The sequence below is a fragment of the Desulfomonilia bacterium genome, assembly GCA_036567785.1.
GTDB lineage: Bacteria > Desulfobacterota > Desulfomonilia > UBA1062 > UBA1062 > DATCTV01.
This window is the reverse complement of record DATCTV010000062.1, coordinates 88014-107329: the sequence shown is the minus strand read 5'-3', so window position 1 is coordinate 107329 and position 19316 is coordinate 88014. Positions and strand designations below refer to the sequence as shown.

Genomic DNA, 19316 nt, shown 5'->3' with positions numbered 1-19316 from the left:
ATTAAGGTTTGACCTGCGGCTGTCTGCTGATAATCTTTATCCTCATTACCACCCTGTTTCCCGAAAAATCGGGATATCTGGTTATCAGTAATGCATCACCTGAAGATTTCAGATTTTCTATTATCTTCTTTGCATCAGATCCATTGGCTTCTGCAAGAATCGCCGTATCCGACCCTGATGAATATTTGCCGATTACGCGCGCCTTCATGGTTTCAAGCATGCCGGATATGTCCTTGATTGCCTTTTCCTTATCAGCAACCGTGACAGACATATCTATCATCACAGGTGAAGGGGCGGCCTTCATCTGGACTTGAGGCTGAGGAGAAGCGCTACTTTCCTGTTCTTCCGCATTTGCCAGGGGTTTGCCAATGCCTCCCGACGCATCTTCTTTTGATTTTTCCATCGATTGAGGGCCCAGAGATTCCAGATCATACTGAATCTCGCTCTTATCTTTCCTGACTGCAGAAGGCGCCGACTGTTTCTTCTCGGGTTCAACGCTCCCTTTTGCTTCGGGAGCAGGAGCAGCAACAGCTTTTCCCTCCGGTTTCATCTGCGGGATATCCTTCTTCAAACCTGAAGTCTTTTCACTTTCCGGACTCTGCAGTGTCTGAACCATCTTGTCTGCCTCATGGGGACCTGTTTCCGCAATTTTATCCTTTGCCGTCTGTGCCGCCGGTGCTGGAGATTCCTGAACAGCCTGCGGTAAAGACATAAGCGGTTTCGATTCTGGTCCAACGGCCCTGTAAATAAATATTGCAAACACTGCTACGGCTATTGTTGCAAACGCCTCTAACGGCAGTTTGATATATAAAGGACGGAACAGGCGGTTCAAAATGCTTCTTTTCCTGTCCTCTTCCTTTCGTATGTTAATCATAACCTGTTCGGAGAACCAGGGAGGCGGAACGATCCTGTCAAGCTTCTTCACTACATTCACGGCACTAGCAAGTTCATCGAGCTCTTTTTTGCATGAAGGGCACGATGCGATATGCGCCTCTGCGGCCTCCCTCTCATTATCACTGAGGAGATTGTCGATATACGCATTGAGAAGCTCTTTCATGTTCTCACAATTCATATGAGACCACCTATAAATTTTTTAAGGCACTCCTTTAGAAGCGCCCTCGCCCTGAAAAGCCTTGACCTGACAGTACCGTCAGGCAGACCGAGCATGTCGCCTATTTCTTCATATGCATACTCTTCAATCTCCCTTAATACGAGCACCACCCGCTGGTCTTCATCAAGCGCTCCGATGCATTCCTGAACCTTCATATCGAGTTCGTTTTTCTGCAGACTTTCAAGAGGTGTAGGCCCTCTGTCCGCATGTTCAATGGCAATAATGCCCTCCTCGTTTGTCAGCGGGTCATTCATGGATAAGCATTCATGCTTTTTAAGCCTGCCCTTTTTCCTCATACTGTTTTTTGCATGGTTTATGACAATACTGGCAAGCCATGTTGAAAAAAGAGATTCTCCCCTGAATTTTTCAAGGTTTCTGTATGCAGTAAGAAACGCCTCCTGAACCGCATCAAGGGCTTCCTGATAATCGGATGTTATCCTGTAGGCCATGTTAAGCATTCTGTCCTGATGTCTCTCCACAATGACGCCGAAGGCATCCGTATTGCCTGCAAGACAGCGCATTATGAATACCGCATCCCCGTCGTCAACATTATAGGAGATCCTGCCGACGGGACGCTTTCCGATTTTTTCAGACTTTCCTCCGAATATGCCCACAACATATGGACAATCGAGATTGGGTTTAATGTCAAGGAGAAATTGCAGAATTGAGGAATTGCAGGTCTTGAACAAGAACGAACAACCGATACATGATCTAACGCCATATTAAAGTCCTGTGAATGATGTTTGGGATCTTTCGTCCGTCTCATTTCTCTCTTCTCCGCGGCATTCATAATTAAAGGGAGAAGCTCTCGCTTCCCCCTTTTCCCTGATTTCTTATCCAGCTTTTCCGACTGTAAATGTAATGCTGGTCGCACCTGTTGACTTCATAAATATCCACCTCTTTACTGCTTGAGCCATGCAGTTTCTGAGGGCTTCGCTCATGACCTTTGACGATTTTATTTCAGCATTCTTTACTGTTCCGTCGGCATTTATCTTAATCTGAAAGGTTACTTTGCCGGAATAATTATTCGTGGAAATGCACGCTTCAATCTCGCTTATATGAGTATTGACCGTGTTCCTGACCGCATGAGTTGAAAGGGTGCCTGATGCTTTCACCCCTTCTATACTTAGGCTGCCTGCCAACTTGTCCTTTTCTTCTTTCTTTGAAGATAAGTCAGCCTTTTGCATCCCGTCCTTGTAATATACAGAAGGTGCTGCCTGCGATCTCAAAGCCTCCGCCGATACCGCATTGCAGCCGAAAGACTTGCCCCCGCCCACCGCATAATCGGAAACACCCTGCGGCAATGGAAGCGGCTGTTTTACGGTCACGGGCCTGCCGTTTTTGTTTCTGATCTCAGTATCAATGGCAACAAATGATGTATAAGCGGTAAGCAGATTGTACTTAAGCCCGAGATCCGTGACCTCTATAACACGCTTGTCGTCCTGACGCAGACTGTTATAGTCCGACAGCAGCTTTATGCGCTGTCTGGCCCACAGGTATTTCAAGGCTTCTGATTTATCGGGTGCTGTCTGTGATACATCGAGTGCGGCAGAATATTTTCCGTTTCCTGAAATGCCGCTCAGTGTAATGTTTCCCCTTGGCTTGCCGCGCCATTTGCCGAAAATAATGACCGGCCTTTCGGACAGGACATCAGGGATACTGGGAGGCTCGACATCATATGTATCAAATCCTTCGTACTTCACTTTAATCCCGGTGAGAACCGGAGATGCTATTATTTTCCTCAGGCTCTCGGCCTTTTCCGCAGCATCCTGCGGCTTTTCGACTATGAAAGGTTCACCCATGCCTACATGGGCAATTCCTTCAACAAGGTGTCGGTTGACGCTCGAGCCTATTCCGAAGGCAAACATGTTCGCGTCATCAAGATTGTTTCTTATAAGATCAAAAACCTCCTCTTCAACGGTTACATAGCCGTCGGTGACGATAACAACGGTCCTGGAAAATCCCTTTGACCTGTTTAATTGAAGGGCGCGCTTGAGTGCAGGAAGAATTTCAGTCCCGCCGCCGCCCTGCTGATTGTCGATCATGTTTATGGCGCGGGCGATATTCTGAGGCGTTGCTGAAAGCGATTCCTCGGCCATTACGGATGATCCGCCCGAGAACAGCATCACATTGAATTTGTCCGAGGCCCTCAAGTTCCCGATAAGGTTTCTCATGAGTTCCTTGGAGGTATCAAGCGGGAAACCGTGCATTGAACCCGAAACATCGACTATGAAGATATATTCCCTGCCCGGGATGTTTGCATCGGTGACCCTTCTGGGCGGCTGCATCATGAGCAGGAAGAAATTTTCGCTTTTACCCTCTGAAAGGAGCAGTCCTGATTGTATGCGATCACCGTCAAGACGGTATCTGAGAATGAAATCCCTGTTTCCGCCGTATGCCTCAGACTTGTCCAGTTCGACACGCGCTTCGGATTTTCCATTGAAAGTCGTCTTGACCTTGTGCGTCGAACATCCGACCTGTCCTATCGGAAGCCCGGCAGAGAGCCTGACGTTAATGTCGAATGTATATGACGGCGATTTTCCCTGCCTGAGGTACGGGTTCTGAGACCATTTTTCCGAGGCTGGCGCACTGCCTTCTGTCCTGTTGGAATATCTGGGTCCAACGACAGTCGGGTAGACGAATTCATAAACCTTATCCTCAGGGATAATAAGCTCTGTATATTTGAGTTCAACCTTTATTTCATCACCCGGCATTATGTTGGCCACATTCATCTGAAATACGTTCGGTCTCTGCTGCTCAAGAAGGGATGCGCTCTTTCCCTGATTTTTTGCCTGCTCATATTCCTGCCTCGCCTCGTCACGCTTCTTGATTTTCGCCTCGATCGTGCGCTTGCCGATGGTCATCTTCATGCCATAGACAGCCGCTCTTGTTGATGCCGGAAAGATATAAATCGCTTCGAGCGGCTTTTTCCCTGCATTATTGTAAACCTGTGTGACCTTCACATCCGCAATAACACCCGAAATGCTCACATCGGCCGATGTTGACTTGAGCGGCATCTGGTCAAGTCCTGCATCATCGCTTTTAACAAAAAAGTAGGGCGATAGCGTCTTGTCTCCGCCCTCTTCCTGCTGAGCATAAGACATGGAATGTAAAACCAGCACTGCAACCGCCGCCAGCATAACTGAAAGAAACCTGAGAAACTTCATAATCAACCTCCGGTAAATTATTTTTACGCACTGAGACACCGGAGGTTAGAAAAAAGTTCCCTGAGATTTTTTATTCGGATTTATATATGCCTGAAGCCCGGTGTAGTCGTTATTTCTTCTCGACCAAAATGGCTATTAATTATATATTCTGCTTTATGCAGATATTAAGTGTGACATTTACCGGTGTTGCCACTCTGTTGATAATAGGTCTTTTAGGTTTCTGGTTGCTGAGGAGAAACATCATTACAGGCAGCATTCTGCCTCCCCTGTCTTTTCTTGCAATAGATATCGCATTACCTTGCTTTATCTTTATCAATATAACGACAAAGTTCGAGCCTTCGGCCAACCCCTTATGGTGGACACTGCCTTTCTGGTGGGCAGGATTTACCGTAATCGCAGCAATAATCTCATATCTGAGTTCATTGACGGTTAAAAGTGATATCAGAAGGGAATTCATAACATGCATGTTTTTTCAAAACGGGATATTTTTCCCGCTTGCAATCATTTCTTCAATGTTCGGCTCAGATTCAGCCTACCTGGTTGACCTGTTTTTATTAACGCTTTTCTACCCGGCCTTTTTCTTTAACATTGCCCCATATGTTAACAAAAGAAAGAACTCCGAAATTAATGTTAAAAGGATTTTTAACCCTGTTTTGATTGTGACATTGATGGCCGTTTTAACAAAGATTGCCGGTGTTGATTCATATATCCCTCAATTTGTATTATCGGGTATAAACCTCACCGGCCAAATGGCTGTCCCCTTGCTTATGATTGTTCTCGGTGGAAATATATTCCTCGATTTTAAAAATACGGAAAAAGTCTTTATTACAGAAACTCTTAAATTTTTGGCATTCAAAAACTTTGTTTTACCAGGGATCGTTCTAGGCCTGCTGGTTTTAATTAAACCCGGATATTCAATTGCCTTGATTCTTATATTACAGAGTGCTGTTCCGCCTGTTACGGCAGCGCCGATAATCATCGAACGCGAAGGAGGGAACCGGGCAATTGCAAACCAGTTCCTTGTTGCCAGTTTTCTTGCCAGCATTGTAAGCCTGCCGGTAATTATAATGTTGTTCAGCATGTTCTTCAGAAGGTAAAACGTGAATGTTACAATTTCCTTAAGTCATCAATTGTATCGGCAATGATTGTTCCGCCATGGTATGCCATATCAGGTGAAAACCTCTCTTGCCTTTGCAAGAAGCTCATGCATTGAATAAGGTTTTCTCAAAAACCCTGCCGCTCCCTTTCCCATTGCATCCTTTACGGCCGGGTCATGCGCAAAGCCTGATGTAAGAAGCACTTTAACATCGGGATCTATTTCCTTCATGGCGATAAAGGCATCCACTCCGGACATGAGAGGCATGGCGTTATCCATGAAGACCCCTGTTATCTCAAAATATCTCTGTCTGAATATGTTCAACGCTTCTTCACCGTTAGAGGCTTCAATGACATCATAACCGCTACCTTCAAGAAGTTCCCTGGCCATGTCACGGATTATCTCATCATCCTCGGCCAGAAGGATTGTCCCTCCTGCCTCAAATTCCTTTTTTACCGGTGTCTTTGAGGTTTCTGTTACAGGAACCGCGCCTGTATATTTTTTGAAATAGAGCATGAACACCGAGCCCTTGCCTTTGACCGACCTGACATCAATAAAACCTCCATGCTCTCTGATGATGCTCTCCACCATGACCAGCCCGAGCCCCGTGCCTGATTCCTTGGTTGAATAGAAAGGTTCGAACACCCTGGCAAGCTTGTCGCTGTCCATCCCGACACCCGTATCCGATACACTGACTGTCCAGAGCTCCTGAGGCTGAATATCCCTGTGCGTCTTGAAAAAATCATCAGTCTCATTTATGCTGCCTATGGATATATCAAGGACTCCTCCAATGTTCTCATTTCTTTCCCTCATCGTCGTCATGGCCTGTGAGGCATTGATGCACAGGTTCAGAAGCACATGTTCAATCTGAAGCTCATCCGCCATTATGAAGGCATCCTCTAGAAGGTACCCTGTATTTATATCGATGCTTTTATCAAAGGTATCCCTGCATATTTTCGCCACATGCTGAACTGTAGCATTGAGTTCGACAGGCATATAAAGCACATCATGCTTTTTCGTCAGATGCAGGAATCTTCCTACAAGGTCGGCTGCATTCTTTGCAGCCCTCTCTATCATTGACACCCTTTCAGGGATCCTGTTTTCTTCAATTCCTTCTCTGAAGCAATATTTCATAAGCGTCACCGTGCTGAGAATGCCTCCCAGTGCATTGTTGAAATCATGCGCAAGCCCTCCTGCAAGAACGCCTATGGTTTCCATCTTCTGAGCCTGTTTGATCTGCTCATCCTTCCTGCTTGTCTCGGTAACGTCATCTGCAAGTATCACGGCACCTTCAGAATTAAGACCGGAAAGGGGGTTTATGCTGACATTAAAAAGCCTGTTATCATCTTTTATAATCCGTTCGCCTCTCAAATTCAGACTTATTGCGGTTTTAACGGCATCTTCAAGCGCTCTTTTATAGTCATCCTTTACTGGAATCATCTCCCAGAGTTTTCTGCCTGAGATTTCATCTTCCGTATCTTTATAAATGCAGCCGCGTGCAGATGCATTCATTTCCGTTACAAAGAAGGTGCTGTCCACAGCCAGAATAGGTGAAGTCAATGTATTAAAAATGCATTCCAGGAGGTTTTTCGATTTTTCAAGTTCATTTGATTTTATCCTCAGATTCCCGCTCGTCTCAATCACTGTTCTGTATGAATACATAAGCCTCGATGAAATCAACCATATCTGCAGAATCAGAAACGCCAGAAATGCATAAGAAGCGGCGCCTGCTCCTGAAGCAGCCCCGTGCCTGAAAATAATATCATACAACAGTCCGAGGCAAATAAGAGCTATTCCTGCAAGAATAATATATGAATTTTTTCGTTCACCGGGACCGGCCGTGGCAACCATAATGAAAGAATATATTCCCACACCCAGACTCAAAAGGTCATATAATCTTGTTATCCTGATGTAAAAAGGTTGCGGGATAAGAATCGCCATGATGCATGATACGATTGCCACTGCCCATAATATCCGGATGACCGCATTCCTGAACTCTTTTCCAAACAGGCTTTTCAGATATGCTGCAAACAGGGGCGGAAACAATGCATAGGTTATGAATCCGGCCTTATTGAAAGTCCCACTGCCTGGAGCATGTAAAATTCCCGGGATGAGCACATGAGAAATGAGTGTAATCCTTATGCATGATAAAAGGCAGAGAATTCCGAACCATGCATACACGGTCTCTTTCCTTGTAACGATAAACAATATGAGGCTGTATATACCGATGACAAGGAGGCACCCCAAAAGCGTCATTTCAGCAAAAGTGCCTGTATCGCGGCTGTCTGTCGGACGCTCTCCAATTCCCGGGCCTGCCGGTTTATTTGAAGCTTTTATTTCGGCAGCTTTGATTGGAATCACGGCCTGTCCGATCATTACCGGAACTGAGTTCCCTTTATCCCGGGTAATCAGATCGACTGCCCCTTTAAGAATCCATTTGTGTTCATCGCCGTAAACAGGATTTCCGTTTGCGCAAATCTGCAAAAACACCATAAATGAAAACAGAAACATACCGGGTTTCATACTGGACTTCTTCATTCGGCGCCTCTTAAGGAGAAAACATCCCGGCATTTCTCCAGAAGCGCCATCATCGAGTAGGGAAGTTCAATGAAACCGTTATCATCCCTTCTCAAGGCATCGAGCATTTCCATATCAGGCCTTATACCGGAGACGGCAACAACCCTGACCTGCCCATCGATTTTTCTTATTTCTTTATAAAGCTCCTTACCGGATATACGGGATAACGAAAGGTTCATGACGACACCTTTTATGCTCTTGTGCCGTTTCTTGAAAAATCTGAGCGCCTCCACTCCGTCATCGGCAACGGCTACTTCATACCCCCACAAGCCAAGTATATCCCTTGTGCTCCTTTTCAGGATATCGTCTTCTTCAGCCAGCAGTATCAGACCGTCTCCCCTTACAAGATCTTCCTTGTGAGGTTCCCTGACCACCATGACACCGGGAGAATAATGCGGCATGATAATCCTGAAATTCGTTCCCCTTCCCCTCTCGGATTTGACTTCAACGACTCCGCCATGCTGCTGCACAATATTCTGAACCATAACCAGACCTAGGCCGGTCCCTATATCCTTTGTAGTAAAGAACGGCTCGAATATCCTTTTCATTGTGATGTCATCGATTCCAACGCCGTTATCGCTTATATCGACAGCCCAGCAGCAACTGTCAGAAAGCACAGGATACGGGATCAGAGCATCGGACCCGGGCTCAATCCTTTTTATCGATATCGTGAGGACACCGCCCCATTTGTCACCGCTTGTTCTCATAATGGTCATCGCGTGATTGGCATTCATGCACAGATTGATCATCACCTGCTCCAACTGCGCCGGATCGGCATATACATAAGCATCTTCATGATAACATTTCAGAACGATATCAACGCTCTTATCAAAGGTGTCACGGCATATGTTCACAACATTTCTCATCATCTGGTTTAGCTCAACACCTGTACAGACAAAATCCTGCCTTTTTGCCAAAGCCATAATTCTGTTTACAAGGGTAACGGCCTTTCCTGCAGCGTTCTCGATAAGCGTGAGCCTGTCCAGAGTTTTCGAGATGTATTTCTTATCTTTCATCTGCGAATAGTTTACGAATGAGATCGTGCCGGTTATGCCCGTGAGTATATTATTGAAATCATGAGCGAGACCACCTGCCAGGGTCCCTGCCGCCTCCATTCGTTCGGCATGTTTGAACTGCTCATCCTTCTTTTCAAACTCCGTAATATCGTCAATTCTGAGAACAGCGCCCCCGGATTGTTTATTTCTGCAGGGATATAAGGTTATGCTGCAGTACCTGCCTTCATTGTCATCAATATATTTTTTACTGGCTTCAAAATGCACCTGGGAGGTAAACGCCGTTTTTATATCAGTCTTGAGCTTTTCAGACAAAGGATCGAGATTCCATATAAACTGGGGAACATTGGTATTAAGCAGGGAGGGAAAGGCATTCCGGGCCGACTGGTTTGAGCTCACCACCCTTCCCTGACCGTCGGTTGTCAGAATCATGGAGGATATCGAATTGTATATATCGTTAAGATGCCTTTCCGATTCTTCGAGCCTTTCCGTCTTTGACCTGATGTGACCGGTAATTTCCTCCTCACCTTTAAGCATGATGAAAAAACTGTATGAAGAGACAAGGGCTTGAACCATAATGAATATAAAAAGCCCGTAAGGTGACAAAGAGGTATCAAATATCATTATCCCGTTTATCCTCGCAATGTCGCCCGTAAAAGCAAGAAGCATGGCAATGCCTGCAGCAGGAAGTATCGCATCAACATTTCTTCTCCTGCTCATGGCATTTGCAGCCATCCACAGTATGAATGCGATATAAAAAACGGCAGCCAGATAAAATGCCCGGACCATGAGGAAGTGATTCCTGCTGTCAGTCAAAAGAAAAAGGAGGATAAGGCCTGCACCGAAGATTTCCATCAACGTGACATGATACTTGCCGAATTCCTCTTTATATCGCTGTTTGAAGAATCTCCCGGATATTATCAGGGTAAAGATAAGGCAAATAAATTCTATTTTTGCTGTTACATCCCGGGAATGAGCGAAAAACATCATTGGAATTACATCTTGTCCGGAAATCAAAATCCATAGAGAGCCTGTGATGCTGAGCATTGCGAAGAAGAGATGCGTTTTATCAGTTCGTCGGATTGCAAACAGTATCAGGTTAAAAACCCCAATGATAATAAAACCACCGAATAATACGGCTGCCAGATTCTGACCGGCACCAAGGTTTTCCGAGACATCCCCCAAGTAGCCGGAAAGCCCAGAATCCTTAATTCCGCCAACGGCTGAATGATTTTCTGGAATATGATCTATGACATCCCCGATGGATCCTGAGGATTTTTGTCTTGTGTCTTTACACGATGCAAACAATGCTGAAGAAATCAGCACACACAGTATGAGTATGAATATCCGGCGTTTATTCATAACCTCCTTTGTATGAATCAAAATTATTCTCCTGCACCCTTAAGTCAAGACTCTTCATTCCCCTCTCCATTGTCTTTGCTTGTGTTGTCATCGGGGGCAGGCTCGCCTTTTGTTTCAGGAACAGTCTCTCTTTGAGCGGCATCAGGGACATCCGGCCCTGAGGTGTCAGTCAGGACTCCCTCGTCTGAACCGGTTTCTTCATCTGTTCCTTCCTCATTTGATATGTCTTCCTGAGGTGAGTTCATAACCTCGACGTATTCTTCAATGACAATCCCCCTGCGCACCATGATCCTGTATATAATCGCCGAGCGGTTAGCCACATACCTTGAATTCCCGACAGGGCTGAATCTGATGGGATTGGGAAGAACGGTTGCCAGCCTGGCGGCCTCCTCAGGCCCAAGTGATGAGGCTGATTTCCCGTAATATTTTCTAGCCGCCGCCTCAATCCCGAAAATTGCGTCGCCCCATTCGGCGACATTCAGATAGAGCTCGATTATCCTTTTTTTTGAAAGGTTCTTCTCAAGCCGCCATGTGTAGACGGCTTCCTTAATCTTGCGTAAAGGATTCTTTGCCGGTGTAAGAAAAAGATTTTTTGCAAGCTGCTGGCTGATTGTTGATCCCCCGACCTTGAATTTCTTTTTTTTGATGTCCTGTTCAAAGGCCTTCTGCATCGCAACAAAATCAAAACCTTCATGGCGCCAGAATTTATCATCCTCAGCTATAATAACCGCTTTTACAACATAAGGGGATATCCTGCTGAAAGACACCCATTTCTGCTTAATCTTTTTATCGAGTCCTTTGTTCTCCCATTGTTTTTCCCTGTATTTCATAAACGAAGTCTTTTCAGGATTTTTCTTTTTAAGAACAGCAACATCGGGATAAACAAAACAGACGGCAAAAGACGCCGCTAGCAGCAGAATGACTGCCAGAACCAGATATGCAGAAACTTTAATGAAGCTTTTCACAATCCGTTTATTGACGGGAATGTTCCGGCAGTGGCATCGGATGAGAGTCCCATGAAATAGCTGCCCGCCCATACTATCATTGCAGCCTGCTCGAGGAGTCCGCACCGGCATGCATCGACATCACTGTCGGCATATCCCTTCATCGCGGGCATTATGCTCATCTCGGCCACCAGCATGAACCTGGCCGAAAGATCAAGCAGCAGGGCATATGTGTCCTTGTCCATGTCCCCGTTCATGATATTTTTCCATACTCCCGATCCCGTACTGACCGCGCCATTGGCCCATATACCAGTCAACAGGCTCATTTCGTACCATTTCAAAGCGGATACTCCGCCTGCTTTTCGGGGTGTTTCAAGCAGGTCACGTTCATCCTTATATTCGTTAAGGATCTCAAGATTGAGCCCGTCAACGGTGCAGTCAAGCATTCTTGAGCAATAACATGGCCGTTCGACTCCCCCCGCACCATTGGGCGGGTTGTTGAGTATGTAATCGAAATAACCCCAATTGTATCCATATATGAGGAGAAACGACGGCAGTGAAAGGCGGCATGCTGCAATGGAAGCCAGTCCGCCGGATTCCGCCCTTTTGATTTTCATTGATGCAGCTTTCATGAGAACATCGAACACCACGGAAACCGGGTAAGAGTCCATCGTCTCTCCAGTGCCATCCGAGAGTGTTCCAGACAGTAGTGTTTCAGCCTCTTTTGTATCTCCGCCCATTGCATCCCTCAACCATACGCCACCGAAATATCCGGACACGTAGAGGTTCCCGAGCAGTCTCCGGGTTTCGTACGCGCCCTCTGTGGCAGCACATAGCATGTCTGCTGATTTAAGAGGCAGATATCCGAGAAAGAACTCCTCGTTTGTCCATGTTCCAGCCTTTTCAGCGACATACTGCCGCGCGAACGTCTCAATCACTTCCCTGTCTATCTTTACAGCTGAATTTTGTTTGAACGGTATTTCAGGGATGCTCACGGTTAAAGCATTTTCCGATTTCAATACGGCAGGCTGTGCATTATCCGACGAATGAACATCGGAATAGGTACTGTTGCCGCAACCGGACAGGATCGCAACAAAAATAATCATTGAATATAATATCAAGCAGCGCATCATCAGAACCTCCCCATTAAAACCTTTCATATGCGCTTTTTTACCATAGCGCTGTATCGGCCACAAGACACACATGCCTTATTTTCAAAACAACAGACAGATAAAAAACAGGAACCCTAAAGTTCAACATAAATCTCAATCACTTGATTCCATAATAAATAAGGATTATTATTAAATTAGTTCTACAAACCAATATTAAGGGGGAGTGTGAGTATGAAAAGAGTCTTGATACTGGCGGTAATGTTTACGATAGGATTCACTTTCCAGGCCTATGCTGTAAACAGGGACAGTGGTATTACATTTTCGCTGTCAGGAGGCGGCTACACCTTTGATTCGAGGGAAGAAATAAATCTGGCGCCTATTGGAATGCTGAGATTAGGCTATGATATGTCGGAATATTTCGGTCTGGAAATACCTCTGGAACTGGGTGCATCAGATATTAAAAGAAACAAAATGTATGGGGATACATCGGTAAAAGAAGGAACTGATGTAAGTCTCATGGGATACAGGCTGGAAGGCCTTATTTATTTAATGCCCGAAAGCCGGTTTGTACCGTATCTGGCAGTAGGACTGGGTGACAGGAATATTAATGTCGAAGGTGCGCCGAATAAAGACAACTTCGTGGCCGGTTATGGAGCTGGTGCAAGGATATTCGTATCGGAAGACTGGTTCATAAGAGCAGACTTCCGTCATCTTCTTGTCTTCAAGGCCTTTGACGGAAACCCTGTAAATAACCTGGAATATACCCTGGGACTCGGCTGCTATCTGGGCGACAAACCCAAGCCTGCGCCTGTTGCAGTTGCAGCACCTGTAGTAGTTGAAGCACCTAAACCGGCACCTGCTCCTGCCCCGGTTGTTGTACCGGCCCCGGCCCCTGCACCTGCACCTGTTGCCGCACCGGTTGGTGACGAAAAAGCTATCATTGAAAAAGGAAGGGCAACAATTGATGTGATGTTCGATACCAACAAAGCAACCATAAAACCCGGATTTGATGATGAACTGGCCAACTTCGCGGATATTCTTAAAAAACATCCCGATCTGAAAGTAGTCATTGAAGGTTATACCGACAACACTGGTCCCGCTGCCTTCAACAAAAAACTTTCGCAGGAAAGGGCGGATGCCGTGAAGGATTATCTTGTTAAAAAACTTGGTGTTGATGCCTCAAGGTTGAAAGCAGTGGGTTATGGGCCTGAAAAACCCATTGCAGACAACAAGACCGCACAGGGCAGACAGAAGAATAGAAGGGTCGAAGCCGCCGTTGACTATCAAATTAAAAAATAGCTTGAAGCAGTCCAAGTAATGAAGAATGCCGCTCATAATCATTGAGCGGCATCTTTTTTTAATAACCGGATCAAGTTCTCTTATAAATCAGATAAACATTCTGATAACTCGTGTTTTATTACAGTCATAAAAATAATTTTCAGAAAATACCGAAAAATGCCGATTCATTTCTTATCAAAAAATAAAGAGGAGTATTCTTCAAAATGAAAAAAATAACTTCTTTCGTTGTTGGCCTGATGGTTTTATTTCTTATATCTGCCTGCAATTCGGGCTCTGATGATGACTTGTTCAGCATCACATCAATAAGCCCGGCAGACGGTGCGAGAAATGTGCCTTTAAACCAGGCCATCACTGTTGAATTCAACTATGATCTGAACTGGGATACGATTTACTTATATGAAAATTTTTATCTGATAAATACGGATACCGGCCATTTTGTGCACGGGTCATTAATTGAGGCGTCTGCCAATATAATACTTTTTATTCCAGACAGCGACCTCTCTCCTGATACCACATACAATATTGTTGTTGAAGCAACGATTGAAGATATTTACGGGGACATATTCTCAACGACTTCAATAACATCATTTTCAACAGTACAGGATTAATTTTTGAACAAGGTCAGGAGAGAAGCGTTAAAACGCCTCTCTCCTGCATTTAAGACTAGAAAAGGAATATGGGGAACGAATCGGGATTCTTGCCGAAGAATGTGACATCGTCTATCTTTTCTATCTTGCTGCCCCTCAACAGACCGTAAAGCAAGCGTTCCACCCCAAGACCTCCGCCGAAAGTATCAGGGAAATATGCTTTGCCATTGGCGTCTTTCATATGAACGGCCGCCAGGAATGGCCCGTACCCGTCCAGTATGTCGATATTGGTTATATTGCCTTCTTTGAAAACCGGCCTTTCAACTATGACCTTGTTGTCAATGAGCCTTTCCACAATAGGCTCATAAAGCCATTCCCGGACAGCTCCGGAAAGTATCTCAAGGGCAGGCATATATTTTCCTGTGGATCTGCTCCTGGCCTTGACGCATATGTCATAGTTGTAGATCATATCGGAAGTGAATGATGAAATGGGAATCTTGCTGCCGTCTTTCTGAATGTAAGGATAAATGAGATCATAATTTTCACGCATAAGTCCCGTTATCCAGAAGAACTGGGAGTCTGCTTCCTCTCCCGCTCCGGTTTCCGCACCGGCCCTCCCGTATTTTTTAAGGATTTCATCGTTCTTTAGTCTCGGAAACGGCTGAGAAGGAACATCGACAGCCACATCCAATGCCTTCAGATCGTCTTCATTCTTTTCTATAATCGCCTTCACCGCATGAATCAGCATTCTCTCGAAAAAGTCATAAGCCTTTTCCAGATCTTCCTTAAGGATTGCCTTAACCTTTTCTGGTTCCTTCTTGTATGTTTCAAAATCAATATCCCTTCCCCTTCTGAGTTCGATGTCTATCTGGGAAAAGTCTATCAGATACTTGCCGCGCTGCTTCCTTTGCGGACTTTCAATCTCAAGCCTGACATTCGGAGAATCAACGAATATGCCTTTGAACCTGGGATTAAAGCAAGCCATAAACTTATGGTAAATCATCGAATGAGTGGTAACATAAGGCATGCCCTTGTAATGAATCACAGGCACATGTTCGACATCATGGGCCAGAGGGTCGGTAATCGGACTCATTTGAACCCTTTCAAGATTAAGGAGTCCTTCATTTTCCAGGAAGTTATGTACGGCAGTCACCATTGTGGTGCGTACATTCATTGCTGCATATACAGTATCGCCAATCCATTTGTTGATGTAGTTCTCTTTTATGAACTCTTCAAAAGAAGAGCCCTGTTGAATAAGTGACGCCTGGAAATGGAATAGATCCTCGCCTATAAAAGTCATAAAGTCCTCCTGTATTTTTTCATCCGCATTTGCGGTCTGATTTTATTATCATGTTATCTTGATCATATTAATAGTATATATTCAGCAATTCATGTGCCAACAATTTATATAAACCGTTAAAGATATTATACCTTTGAAATCATAAGCTATTTAATCATAATACAGTTCCTGCAGAATTCAAACAACTGGCCAGACTATGATTATTTGACTCACATTATTGTTTCAACATATCAGAAATATACAATTATGTGCCACCTTGAAAACCCTTATGACTAATTTCCGTTTTATTAATCCGTGGTTAGGTATCAAGCGTATCTGGCATTCCTGTTGCTAATACAGATAAAATCCTTCGGAGGTTTTTTATATGGAACATATTCAAGCGGCCGATACTGCATTTGTACTCTTATCATCCGCTCTGGTACTTCTTATGACTCCAGGCCTTGCAATATTCTATGCAGGCATGGTCAGAGGCAAGAATGTCCTCGGCACAATCATGCAGAGCTTCATACTCATATCCCTGATAACCCTGGAGTGGATTTATCTCGGCTATTCCCTGTCATTCGGACCCGATGTCGGAGGCATAACCGGTAGTCTCGCATGGATAGGCCTTCGCGGTGTATCATCAGTTCCCAACCCTGATTACGCTGCTACGATCCCTCACAATGTATTCATGATTTTTCAGTGCATGTTTGCTGTAATCACACCCGCTCTCATAACCGGCACCTTTGCAGAGAGAATAAAATTCGGACCATTCCTTCTTTTCAGCGTGCTCTGGGCAGTCCTGGTATACAACCCAGTTTGCCACTGGGTATGGGGGACAGGGGGATGGCTTAAGAACATGGGTGTTCTAGACTTTGCGGGCGGACTTGTGGTGCACCTTTCCTGTGGTGCGGCTGCACTTGCCGCTGCTTTTGCCACCGGATCAAGAAAGGGGTACGGCCATGAAAAATTCATTCCTCACAGTCTGCCCATGACGCTCCTCGGTACCGGCCTTCTCTGGTTCGGCTGGTTCGGATTCAACGGCGGCAGTGCACTTGCTGCCAATGCCGTTGCCGGTAACGCATATATAGCCACACATTTTGGAGGAATGGCAGGTATGGCCATGTGGGTTGCCGTTGAATGGATTCACAGGGGCAAACCTACAACACTTGGTGCGGCATCAGGTGCTGTTGCCGGCCTTGCGACCATAACTCCTGCATCGGGTTTTGTAGGTCCGAACTCAGCAGTAATCATCGGACTTCTGGCCGGCGGCGCATGCTATGCCGCAGTTACCGCCAAATCAAGGCTCGGATATGACGACAGCCTCGATGTAGTGGGCATTCACGGTCTGGGCGGGATAATCGGCAGCTTATGCGTAGGGGTATTCGCATCGAAGGCAATCAATCCTGCTGGTTCAGACGGCCTCATAAACGGGAACCTTTCGCTTATCGGGGTACAGGCGCTTGCTGTTATAGCAATCGGATCATTTGTATTTGTTGCAAGCTGGCTCCTTTTGAAGATAATCGATAAATTCATAGGATTGAGGCTTACCTCTGAATCCGAGGTAATGGGCATGGATTTGAGCGAACACAGTGAAACCGCCTACAGCCGTTAGTCAATTCAATACATGGAGGAAATATGAAAAAAATTGAGGCAATCATTAAACCGTTCAAGCTTGATGAGGTAAAGGAGGCTTTAAGCTCGATCGGCATCAAGGGCATGACCATAACCGAGGTCAAAGGCTATGGAAGACAGAAGGGCCACAAGGAGATTTATCGCGGTGCAGAATATTTCGTTGACCTGATTCCCAAGATCAAGATCGAGATCGTAGTTGAAAAGGAGATGGCCGAGGCCGTCATATCAAAGATCACTGAAACCGCGAAAACAGGCAAAATCGGCGACGGCAAAATTTTTATCATGCCTGTTGAGGATGTAATACGGGTGAGAACTGGTGAACGGGGAAAAGATGCGATTTAGAAGATCTGCCTGCGTGCAGAAACCAGCCATTAAGCTGATAAAACCTTTCTTTGATTATGCATAACAATTTATCAGCTCAACAGCTGTGAGGGAGCAAAAAGATGTGTTCAATACTTGGAATTCTTGACATAAAGTCGGATTTGAAGGAACTGAGGGCTAAAGCCCTTATGATGAGCCGTAAGATGCGCCACAGGGGGCCTGACTGGAGCGGGATATATGTCAGCGAAAAGGCCATACTCGCGCATGAACGACTCTCGATAGTCGATGTCAACAAAGGCGCACAGCCCCTTTATTCAGAAGACGGGAAACTCGCACTTGCCGTAAATGGTGAGATATACAACCACAAGGATCTCAAGAAAACGCTCAAGGAACCATACAATTTCCTTACAGAATCCGACTGTGAGATCATTCTGGCCCTTTACAGACAAAAAGGCATTGATTTTCTTGAGGATTTAAACGGCATTTTCGCCTTTGTCCTTTATGACAGCGAAAACGACATATACCTGATAGGCCGCGACCATATTGGAATAATTCCGCTTTATACCGGGCATGACGAACACGGCAATTTCTTTGTTTCTTCTGAAATGAAAGCCCTGATGGGCGTCTGCAACAAGGTTGAGGAGTTTCCCCCGGGCCATTATTACTGCAGCAGGGAAAAAGCCCCGGTCGAGTGGTACAAAAGGGACTGGATGGAATATGACAACGTAAAGAACAACAGCACCAGCATCAAAGAACTGCACAGGGCACTTGAGGAGGCGGTTGAGCGCCAGCTTATGTCCGATGTCCCTTATGGTGTTCTTCTTTCAGGCGGGCTCGACAGTTCAATCGTTTCGGCCGTTGCCAAAAAGTATTCGGCAAAACGCGTTGAGACAGGAGGTCTCAAGGATGCATGGTGGCCGCAGCTGCACTCTTTCGCCATTGGGCTGGAAGGCTCGCCCGATCTCGCAGCAGCCCAGAAAGTTGCCGACCACATAGGCTCGGTGCACCATAACTTTACATTTACCGTTCAGGAGGGCCTCGATGCGATACGAGACGTGATCTATCATATTGAAACCTATGATGTGACCACGATAAGGGCCTCAACTCCTATGTATCTGATGTCGAGGAAGATAAAATCTATGGGCGTTAAAATGGTGCTGTCAGGAGAAGGCGCAGATGAGATCTTTGGAGGATATCTTTATTTTCACAAGGCGCCTGATCCCAGAGAATTTCATGAAGAGACGGTGAGAAAACTCTCCATGCTGAGCAAATACGACTGTCTGAGGGCGAACAAGTCGCTTGCAGCCTGGGGCGTGGAAGGCAGGGTGCCGTTCCTAGACAAGGAATTCATGGATGTAGCCATGCGCATCAATCCTGAAGACAAGATGTGCACTGGCGAAAAGATAGAAAAGTACATACTCAGGAAGGCATTTGAAGATTATCTCCCCCCCGAGGTTGCATGGAGGCAGAAGGAGCAGTTCTCCGACGGCGTAGGTTACAACTGGATAGACACCCTGAAAGAAGTCGCTGAAACTACGGTCAGCGACGTGCAGATGGAGAACGCGCACTACCGCTTCCCAGTCAACACGCCTTCAACCAAGGAGGCCTATTACTACCGTTCAATCTTTCACGAGTTCTTTCCGCTCGACAGTGCCGCGAAGTGCGTCCCGGGCGGACCGTCGGTTGCCTGTTCTACACCCACTGCAATCAAATGGGATGCGGCATTTGCCAGAATGGCCGACCCATCGGGCCGTGCCGTGAAAGATGTTCATAAGGACAGCTATAAATAGAAGCGAAAGGTTAACAATATATT

General features: G+C 45.7%; 15 protein-coding genes. 5 read left to right on the top strand and 10 right to left on the bottom strand.

The features are described from left to right. Window position 1: 1 nt before the first annotated feature. From VIS94_16400 to VIS94_16360, 9 genes are all read right to left on the bottom strand, one after another. Complete coding sequence (locus VIS94_16400; protein ID HEY9162659.1) at window positions 2-1072, bottom strand: DUF2275 domain-containing protein; 1071 nt, start codon at window positions 1070-1072, stop codon at window positions 2-4. Beyond that, complete coding sequence (locus VIS94_16395; GenBank protein HEY9162658.1) at window positions 1069-1800, bottom strand: sigma-70 family RNA polymerase sigma factor; 732 nt, start codon at window positions 1798-1800, stop codon at window positions 1069-1071. Before VIS94_16395 ends, VIS94_16400 begins: the two co-directional genes overlap by 4 nt. Before the next feature lie 144 nt (window positions 1801-1944). Further along, window positions 1945-4278: a VIT domain-containing protein gene (locus tag VIS94_16390; GenBank protein HEY9162657.1), complete on the bottom strand. Its 2334-nt coding sequence runs from the start codon at window positions 4276-4278 to the stop codon at window positions 1945-1947. Between the two features lie 139 nt (window positions 4279-4417). Continuing rightward, window positions 4418-4735: a hypothetical protein gene (locus VIS94_16385; protein HEY9162656.1), complete on the bottom strand. Its 318-nt coding sequence runs from the start codon at window positions 4733-4735 to the stop codon at window positions 4418-4420. A 255-nt stretch (window positions 4736-4990) separates the two neighbouring features. Next, window positions 4991-5323 carry a hypothetical protein gene (locus VIS94_16380; protein ID HEY9162655.1) on the bottom strand — a complete coding sequence of 111 codons (333 nt, stop codon included), beginning with the start codon at window positions 5321-5323 and terminating at the stop codon, window positions 4991-4993. A gap of 123 nt (window positions 5324-5446) precedes the next feature. Then, on the bottom strand, window positions 5447-7912 hold the full coding sequence (locus tag VIS94_16375) for a response regulator (protein ID HEY9162654.1): 2466 nt from the start codon (window positions 7910-7912) through the stop codon (window positions 5447-5449). Continuing rightward, window positions 7909-10326 (bottom strand): ATP-binding protein, encoded by a 2418-nt coding sequence (locus VIS94_16370; protein HEY9162653.1) that lies wholly within the window; start codon window positions 10324-10326, stop codon window positions 7909-7911. The genes VIS94_16375 and VIS94_16370 overlap by 4 nt, the downstream gene beginning before the upstream one ends. 44 nt (window positions 10327-10370) lie before the next feature. Then, window positions 10371-11291, bottom strand: coding sequence for a monofunctional biosynthetic peptidoglycan transglycosylase (gene mtgA, locus VIS94_16365; protein HEY9162652.1), 921 nt, complete (start codon window positions 11289-11291; stop codon window positions 10371-10373). Further along, window positions 11288-12403, bottom strand: a complete 1116-nt coding sequence (locus VIS94_16360) for a hypothetical protein (GenBank protein ID HEY9162651.1) — start codon at window positions 12401-12403, stop codon at window positions 11288-11290. Before VIS94_16360 ends, mtgA begins: the two co-directional genes overlap by 4 nt. A gap of 210 nt (window positions 12404-12613) precedes the next feature. On the opposite strand from VIS94_16360, the gene VIS94_16355 reads away from it, so the two are divergent. Together VIS94_16355 and VIS94_16350 are read left to right on the top strand one after the other, a co-directional pair. Then, window positions 12614-13681, top strand: a complete 1068-nt coding sequence (locus VIS94_16355) for an OmpA family protein (protein HEY9162650.1) — start codon at window positions 12614-12616, stop codon at window positions 13679-13681. A 203-nt stretch (window positions 13682-13884) separates the two neighbouring features. After that, window positions 13885-14289: an Ig-like domain-containing protein gene (locus tag VIS94_16350; GenBank protein HEY9162649.1), complete on the top strand. Its 405-nt coding sequence runs from the start codon at window positions 13885-13887 to the stop codon at window positions 14287-14289. Between the two features lie 55 nt (window positions 14290-14344). On the opposite strand, the gene VIS94_16345 is transcribed toward VIS94_16350, so the two are convergent. Beyond that, entirely contained in the window at window positions 14345-15568 is a 1224-nt protein-coding gene (locus VIS94_16345) for an amino acid--tRNA ligase-related protein (protein ID HEY9162648.1), read from the bottom strand. Window positions 15569-15932: 364 nt separating this feature from the next. Between VIS94_16345 and VIS94_16340 the strand changes: the two genes are divergently transcribed. The 3 genes from VIS94_16340 to asnB all read left to right on the top strand — a co-directional run bounded on the left by VIS94_16340 (window position 15933) and on the right by asnB (window position 19293). Next, the gene (locus VIS94_16340) at window positions 15933-17162 is read left to right on the top strand and encodes an ammonium transporter (GenBank protein HEY9162647.1); all 1230 of its coding nucleotides are present in this window, start codon (window positions 15933-15935) and stop codon (window positions 17160-17162) included. 23 nt (window positions 17163-17185) lie between these two features. Next, window positions 17186-17524 carry a P-II family nitrogen regulator gene (locus VIS94_16335; GenBank protein HEY9162646.1) on the top strand — a complete coding sequence of 113 codons (339 nt, stop codon included), beginning with the start codon at window positions 17186-17188 and terminating at the stop codon, window positions 17522-17524. Between the two features lie 101 nt (window positions 17525-17625). Then, window positions 17626-19293 (top strand): asparagine synthase B, encoded by a 1668-nt coding sequence (gene asnB / locus VIS94_16330; protein ID HEY9162645.1) that lies wholly within the window; start codon window positions 17626-17628, stop codon window positions 19291-19293. Window positions 19294-19316: the final 23 nt, after the last annotated feature.

Bases quoted from the DNA above. Each gene is read 5' to 3' on its own strand.
- VIS94_16400 (HEY9162659.1), bottom strand. From the start codon at position 1,072: ATGAATTGTGAGAACATGAAAGAGCTTCTCAATGCGTATATCGACAAT.
- VIS94_16390 (HEY9162657.1), bottom strand. From the start codon at position 4,278: ATGAAGTTTCTCAGGTTTCTTTCAGTTATGCTGGCGGCGGTTGCAGTG.
- VIS94_16385 (HEY9162656.1), bottom strand. From the start codon at position 4,735: ATGAATTCCCTTCTGATATCACTTTTAACCGTCAATGAACTCAGATAT.
- VIS94_16380 (HEY9162655.1), bottom strand. From the start codon at position 5,323: ATGCTGGCAAGAAAACTGGCAACAAGGAACTGGTTTGCAATTGCCCGG.
- VIS94_16375 (HEY9162654.1), bottom strand. From the start codon at position 7,912: ATGAAGAAGTCCAGTATGAAACCCGGTATGTTTCTGTTTTCATTTATG.
- VIS94_16370 (HEY9162653.1), bottom strand. From the start codon at position 10,326: ATGAATAAACGCCGGATATTCATACTCATACTGTGTGTGCTGATTTCT.
- VIS94_16360 (HEY9162651.1), bottom strand. From the start codon at position 12,403: ATGATGCGCTGCTTGATATTATATTCAATGATTATTTTTGTTGCGATC.
- VIS94_16355 (HEY9162650.1), top strand. From the start codon at position 12,614: ATGAAAAGAGTCTTGATACTGGCGGTAATGTTTACGATAGGATTCACT.
- VIS94_16350 (HEY9162649.1), top strand. From the start codon at position 13,885: ATGAAAAAAATAACTTCTTTCGTTGTTGGCCTGATGGTTTTATTTCTT.
- VIS94_16345 (HEY9162648.1), bottom strand. From the start codon at position 15,568: ATGACTTTTATAGGCGAGGATCTATTCCATTTCCAGGCGTCACTTATT.
- VIS94_16340 (HEY9162647.1), top strand. From the start codon at position 15,933: ATGGAACATATTCAAGCGGCCGATACTGCATTTGTACTCTTATCATCC.
- VIS94_16335 (HEY9162646.1), top strand. From the start codon at position 17,186: ATGAAAAAAATTGAGGCAATCATTAAACCGTTCAAGCTTGATGAGGTA.
- asnB (HEY9162645.1), top strand. From the start codon at position 17,626: ATGTGTTCAATACTTGGAATTCTTGACATAAAGTCGGATTTGAAGGAA.